The organism is Cohnella lupini, assembly GCF_003386205.1.
GTDB lineage: Bacteria > Bacillota > Bacilli > Paenibacillales > Paenibacillaceae > Cohnella > Cohnella lupini.
On sequence record NZ_QRDY01000050.1, the window covers coordinates 1 to 5,762 of the forward strand.

A 5,762-nucleotide genomic window follows, 5' to 3' on the forward strand; every position below is an offset into this window, starting at 1 on the left:
TATGATAGAAAATCAAATAATAGTGAAGAGTTTTTCGCAAGAGGTGGTCAATGATGCTTTAAAGCATTTAGACCAACAAGATCACTTAGTTAGTTTGACCAGGTTGTTAAGCTAACAAATGATTGGGGTGGAACTTTGATGTGAAGGACGTCATAAATGACCAGTAAGCTAGAGGGCAGGATAGTTTAATCAATTCACGAATATGTAAAATAATGAGCTTTTTACGAAGTTCATAAATACGATTTTATAGGAAATCAGCGCAAGCTATTAAAATAAAACCTACTCTTAGGAGGATATCTCATGAAGGATAACAACGCTCAGAGAATCAAGAATATTGATGTGGAAAACCTCAATATAGTCGATAATGATGGGAACATAAAGATGACCTTGTTTAGCAAGGGGAATGTACCACCTCCCATGATGGATGGAAAAGACATATTACCAGGCCATAGACAGAATGATCCAGTTTCAGGAATAATATTTTACAATGGTGAAGGTGATGAATGCGGCGGGTTATTATTTGGTAGTGAAAAGAAAGAGAATGGGGAATATCATTCAGGTCTATCCATCACTTTTGACCAGTATAAGCAAGATCAAATAGTTCAAATGGATGTAGATGATAGGAACGGAGAACAGACATATGGTTTTCATATTTATGATCGACCTAATATACCGCTTCCTGAAATAATAGAGAAATCAAATATAATTCAAAGTATGGAAGATGGACCTGAAAAGCAAAACGCATTAGCGGAATTATATAGGGGGCAACATCAGAGAATTTTTATGGGTAAAAATAGAAATGGTGATGTATCAGTACGGTTAAGTGATAGCAAGGGCAAGGAAAGAATTCGAATGGTTATTGATACGAACGATATACCAAGATTAGAGTTTTTAGATGGGCAAGGCAATGTAATTTATAGCCTTCCTCCAGAACAATAAAACATCAACGTTTCGGGCCATTCGGCCCTCGGGTCCGATCCGATCTTCATTACGCTAACGGATACGATAGCACAACGACAACAGGTTGCCAATCACGTCGGCGGCCTGATCAACGGGCAGATTAGCGCAACTTTCCACGTATTGAAACGTAAAGGGTTACATTGGTTGGAGCATAAGGAGGAGATTCGTTGAGGGTGATACTTGAATTGCTTCGTATTATTGTTATAGTCGCACTTCTCGGAGGTTTTTTGGGATATTTAATTAGAACAATATACTCAGAAATCGGCATAAATATTGATAAACATGGCTGGACCGCACTGTTTGGTATTTTCATTCTGCTTTTCGTTTTATATAGAAATAAAATGCAATTTAGTGGATGGTACAAGGGAAAAGGAAGAGAAAAACTCCCAAGAGGAGCAACCCAACTACTACTTTCAGGCTCTATTTTATTAATATTACTTCCTGTAATTCTTAGCGAATTAAACTAACGAGAAACCATAGCACAACGACAACAGGCTGCCGAATTATCGGCAGCCTACTCAGCTAACGTGCAGAATAGCTAAACAACAGAGATATTAATATTGGATGAAATGCCATAAAATTAAACCTTTATAAATATCTAACGTCTATTCTGTAATAAATGTCTAAAAAAAGAGAGTGGGGTTCTAATGATATCATCATCTAATATTAAATTATTTGTAATTCTGAATGTTATGCTATGCCTAAATGTTGGCTGTAATAATGGCAATAAGGAGAGCGCTGTTAATGAATTCTCAATTTATTTGGTTAAAGACTTATCTTCAACTGACGCCATGAGTAAAAAGCTTGCTGATCTTCCATTAGAAACTATACCTGTGCTTACCGACAAGGAAATTAGAACATACAATTGGACAGAACATGAATTCACAATGAAGGAAGGCATTAGTTTAGAGGGAAAGTTAGAAGGAAAAGTACCATCAAGCGGTAGACCTTTTGTTGTAGTTGTGGGTGAAGAAAGAATATATCTAGGGAGTTTTTGGTCCTCTTGGTCTTCTCAATTTCCTGATATTGATATTCCAAAGATCTCATCTTTGTGGCTTAAAGGAAGTGATACCGACATGTACAAAATACAATATGGAAAAAATCAGGATGATCCTAGAGACGATACTAAAATCCTTGAGGCATTAAAAGGATCAGGGAAAGTTATTAATTTTTAAGTCTACTAGGGGCCTGCTCATAGCTGGAGACGGTGAAGGATACACAAGTCAAGATTGGCTTGTAGTGGCTCTGTACAAGGAGATAGTATCGCTACATTTGGCGTCAGATTCGTTTAGCTAACGGCGAACGATAGCTCAATAAACTCAAAGAAACGGCAGCCAGCATAAAGGCTGCCGTTTTCTCAACTAACGGGTAGGTTAGTTGAATCATTTCGCGAATACCTTAGGTGGACGAGTCTTTACGAATTTAGTGTAATTCGCAGAGCAAGGGAGAATAAACATTGACTAATAAAAGCTCTCATAATTGCAATCTAAATATTTGGTATTATCTTGCTGACGAAGAATGGCATAAAATTTCTAATTTATATGAAAGTATGCCAGGATGGATAGGGTATATAAATGGAGTACCATATTGGTTTGGACAAGAAGATGATGACATATATATTACGGCTTCAGTCGAACCAAGTGGATTATCATTTTTTGCACAGATGAATAATAGCGACTGGAATTCTTGGATTGAAAGGTTTAAATCGGAAGCAACAAAAGTATTAGGTTTTGATGTTGGTGAACCCGAGGATGGATTTTTGTAATGTATAACTCCATCTTCATGCTTGGCATTCGACGGAGTTCACTACGCTAACGGATACTATAGCACAATACAACAGGCTGCTGGCAGATCGGCGGCCTGTTGAGCTAACGGGCAGGATTGCATAATCGACCACTTTAGTAACATTGGTTGTAATTTTCTTCTATTCTGTACAGAAACAAGTTATAGTATCTCAATGGAGGGAGTTACTATAATGAAAACTTTCAGATTTTGGGTGACCATCATTGTAGTCTTGTTTCTTGGTTTTGGTTCTGGAAGCGTCTATTATGGTTTTATCAAAGTAAACCCAGCTATAAAGGAATCATTAGAACACAGGACCATTACCCACTTATCTGAACAGGGCTATGATCATGGACAATATACAATGAGAACATTAAAAACATTAAAATTCGACGGAATGCATGATTATCGTGTTGATGTTCAGTTTAGAGACGAACCAGGTCACAATTATTACTATGGCGAGAATAAGAACGGTGAGATTTTTCAAAACAGTTGGAATGGAACAAAACATATAGAAGAATGATGATCACGTTACGCTAACGGATACAAAAGTTCAACTGGTATCCTGTTCCTTATTCGTCCAACTTGTTCAAAACAATAGTGGGAGCTTGCCAGAAGGCAAGTTCCTTTTCTATTTTTTGAAGTAACTGGCCGATGTTTAAAAACCGATTATCGATAAATGGTAATCTTATCTTCACGACTAAATTCCAGAATGATACAATTATGGCGAAGGGAGTGTGTATAGTTATGTTAAAGTATTTATTTCTTGGATTACTTTTTCTAATAACAGCATGTACGTCCCAAAACAAAGCAGATAATCAGACGGACTGGTTTGAAGTCGGTGGAGTAAAGTTGTATGGAAAAGAAGGTCGGTTAGGGTTTGAACCTAAAGGCGAAAATAGTAATATTTCTAAAGGTGGGCACTTTTTCATTTACTTTTGGGGGAAGCCAGAAGAATTAGCAGATAAGTACCGCCTGATTGGCGTACACGAAGAGACAGGTACAATAACGACTTTGTATCCCGATTGGGAGGTCTCTAGGTCAGAGAACAAGTTAGGCGCGGATGCACAAAGCGCTGCTAAGTTCGGGTTTGATAAAAAAGGAACTTGGCGGCTTGAAGTTTACATGGGTGATAATTATTTTGACAGTATCGTTGTAGAAGCAGAGCCTGATTTAAACAAGGAGGATTGGAAAGCAAGTCCTTTGTTTAAATCAGGTATCTACACCATGATTGGAGAAGAAGAGAGAATCGGCTTTATTTATGATGATGGGGAAGTGTTACGGTTTTATCCAAATAAAAAACAAAGATACATGTGGCACTTCTGGGGAAAAGCCGAAGAACTTCAAGGTTCTTTTGTAGTTAAAGGAACAAGTAATGAAACAGGAGAAAGTATCAATGTCTTTAATTCTTCGGGAAGAGTAGGTGGGCCAATTAACGGAGCAGACGCTTCTATAGTGTCATCAATGTCGTTGCCATCTACTGGTCTCTGGCGATTAGATGCCTATTTAGGGGAAAAGCTTTTCGGCAGCATCGTTGTTGAAGTACATAAGAAGAACGAGTGAAACCTACGTACCATATTGTTACACTAACGGGGAATCATAGTTGAATAAAGGCGCAACGGCAGCCGGTCACACCGAACACTGCCGTTGTCCATTGAAGTAACGGGCAGATTAGTGTAATAACTGAAACCGTGGTATATGATTGTATTAAGAACTATTCAAATGGGGTAAATCCATGAAACAATGATAATTGGGGATTGGGTTATTGAAATTGATGTTGAAGAAACGAAAACCTTTTACCATACTTACCATCAAATCATCAAAGGCTGTGACTGTATCAATTGCAAAAATTACGTAGAAGCAATTGAACTACTACCTCAGACAGTATTAGATTTTTTTCGAAGTCTAGGAATAGACCCAACCAAAGAAGGCGAAGGGAAAATCGAGAGCAGTAAATACGTCTATAAAGTTTGAGGTGAAGAATAATGAGATGGATGAAATATTTGGGACAGACTCCGTTCATACTTCTTTTTTTAATGATCGCGTCCAGTTGCGGTACGATGGACAAAAGGGGAGTCACACCAAAATCTCAGGTTGCTGAAACTGAACAAGTTTTGGAGAAAGCAACGGAACCTTGCATGGCTAAAATTGAATGGGTCGATTTCCTAATGATCAATAACATTAAATTTTATCAAAACTACGATGGAACCAAGGCGGTAACGGAGGAGCAACTCGGAGATCAGGTAGGTGAAGTCTCCTATATGTTAAATGATAATGCTTGTATGGATCATGTGGAGAAGAACGGGGATGCTGCATTTCTTCCGATTGGTACCGTTGTCTACGCATTGGAGGGTTACAAGTCGGAATTCCGTGTCGTAGCCAATCACAAGATCTATGAAGTAAAGGAAAATTCGAATGCAGCAACTATGGGTGAACTATTAGATATAGATGGGAAAGTGGAGAAAATCAGCCTAGAAAGCGCCGAGGACGGCAGTCCAATCGGAGACTTCAGCAAGGAAGTGTCCTTAGAATTTGTTCGCGAACTTCTGACTCTGCCGAATGTTGGTTTTAATGCGGTCTACGAAAAAACAAAAAATCAAGCTGGTATTTTCTTGCGTGTGCACCTTCAAGATGGTACATCATTTCGAATGGTCTACTATCCGAAAGCGAACGGTTTCACGGCAGGCGCTTTCGGAACGGAAAAATTGAAAGTGTTAATCATGTCTCACAGAGAACAAGTTAAAGCAGCGGCGGGATTATAATGATGGAGTGAATCTCGTCATGGTTGTATATTATAAAGATCCGCATGAAGGCTAATATCGACGACATGATGAAAAAGGCAGTCGAAAATCTTTAAGCTAACGAATACGTTAGCGATATGAAGCAGATTGCTACGGCAGTCTGCTTTTTCCATTGAATTAACGGGCAGGATAGCGTAACAAACCTGTCTATTTTACGTTTAATTTAAAGGAAGGGATTTTGATATGAAATATGCTATTCTGTTATTTCTCATTTTCACT

At 38.3% G+C, this 5,762-nt stretch carries 7 protein-coding genes; all 7 read left to right on the forward strand.

Features of this window, described 5'->3' with window-relative positions:
- Positions 1 to 300 precede the first annotated feature (300 nt).
- The 7 genes from DFP95_RS28455 to DFP95_RS28490 all read left to right on the forward strand — a co-directional run bounded on the left by DFP95_RS28455 (position 301) and on the right by DFP95_RS28490 (position 5,504).
- On the forward strand, positions 301 to 939 hold the full coding sequence (locus DFP95_RS28455) for a hypothetical protein (protein WP_115996063.1): 639 nt from the start codon (positions 301 to 303) through the stop codon (positions 937 to 939).
- A gap of 194 nt (positions 940 to 1,133) precedes the next feature.
- Positions 1,134 to 1,427: a hypothetical protein gene (locus tag DFP95_RS28460; RefSeq protein ID WP_245988056.1), complete on the forward strand. Its 294-nt coding sequence runs from the start codon at positions 1,134 to 1,136 to the stop codon at positions 1,425 to 1,427.
- A 180-nt stretch (positions 1,428 to 1,607) separates the two neighbouring features.
- A complete protein-coding gene (locus DFP95_RS28465; RefSeq protein ID WP_115996065.1) occupies positions 1,608 to 2,135 on the forward strand; it encodes a hypothetical protein in 528 nt (175 codons plus the stop codon).
- A gap of 281 nt (positions 2,136 to 2,416) precedes the next feature.
- Entirely contained in the window at positions 2,417 to 2,725 is a 309-nt protein-coding gene (locus tag DFP95_RS28470) for a hypothetical protein (protein ID WP_115996066.1), read from the forward strand.
- A 210-nt stretch (positions 2,726 to 2,935) separates the two neighbouring features.
- Entirely contained in the window at positions 2,936 to 3,265 is a 330-nt protein-coding gene (locus tag DFP95_RS28475; RefSeq protein ID WP_115996067.1) for a DUF3139 domain-containing protein, read from the forward strand.
- A 224-nt stretch (positions 3,266 to 3,489) separates the two neighbouring features.
- Complete coding sequence (locus DFP95_RS29570; RefSeq protein WP_245988052.1) at positions 3,490 to 4,305, forward strand: DUF4871 domain-containing protein; 816 nt, start codon at positions 3,490 to 3,492, stop codon at positions 4,303 to 4,305.
- Between the two features lie 422 nt (positions 4,306 to 4,727).
- Positions 4,728 to 5,504 carry a hypothetical protein gene (locus tag DFP95_RS28490; RefSeq protein WP_245988053.1) on the forward strand — a complete coding sequence of 259 codons (777 nt, stop codon included), beginning with the start codon at positions 4,728 to 4,730 and terminating at the stop codon, positions 5,502 to 5,504.
- Positions 5,505 to 5,762 lie beyond the last annotated feature (258 nt).

Coding starts and splice junctions, on each gene's coding strand:
- DFP95_RS28475 (WP_115996067.1), top strand. CDS start 2,936: ATGAAAACTTTCAGATTTTGGGTGACCATCATTGTAGTCTTGTTTCTT.
- DFP95_RS28455 (WP_115996063.1), top strand. CDS start 301: ATGAAGGATAACAACGCTCAGAGAATCAAGAATATTGATGTGGAAAAC.
- DFP95_RS28465 (WP_115996065.1), top strand. CDS start 1,608: ATGATATCATCATCTAATATTAAATTATTTGTAATTCTGAATGTTATG.
- DFP95_RS28490 (WP_245988053.1), top strand. CDS start 4,728: ATGAGATGGATGAAATATTTGGGACAGACTCCGTTCATACTTCTTTTT.
- DFP95_RS29570 (WP_245988052.1), top strand. CDS start 3,490: ATGTTAAAGTATTTATTTCTTGGATTACTTTTTCTAATAACAGCATGT.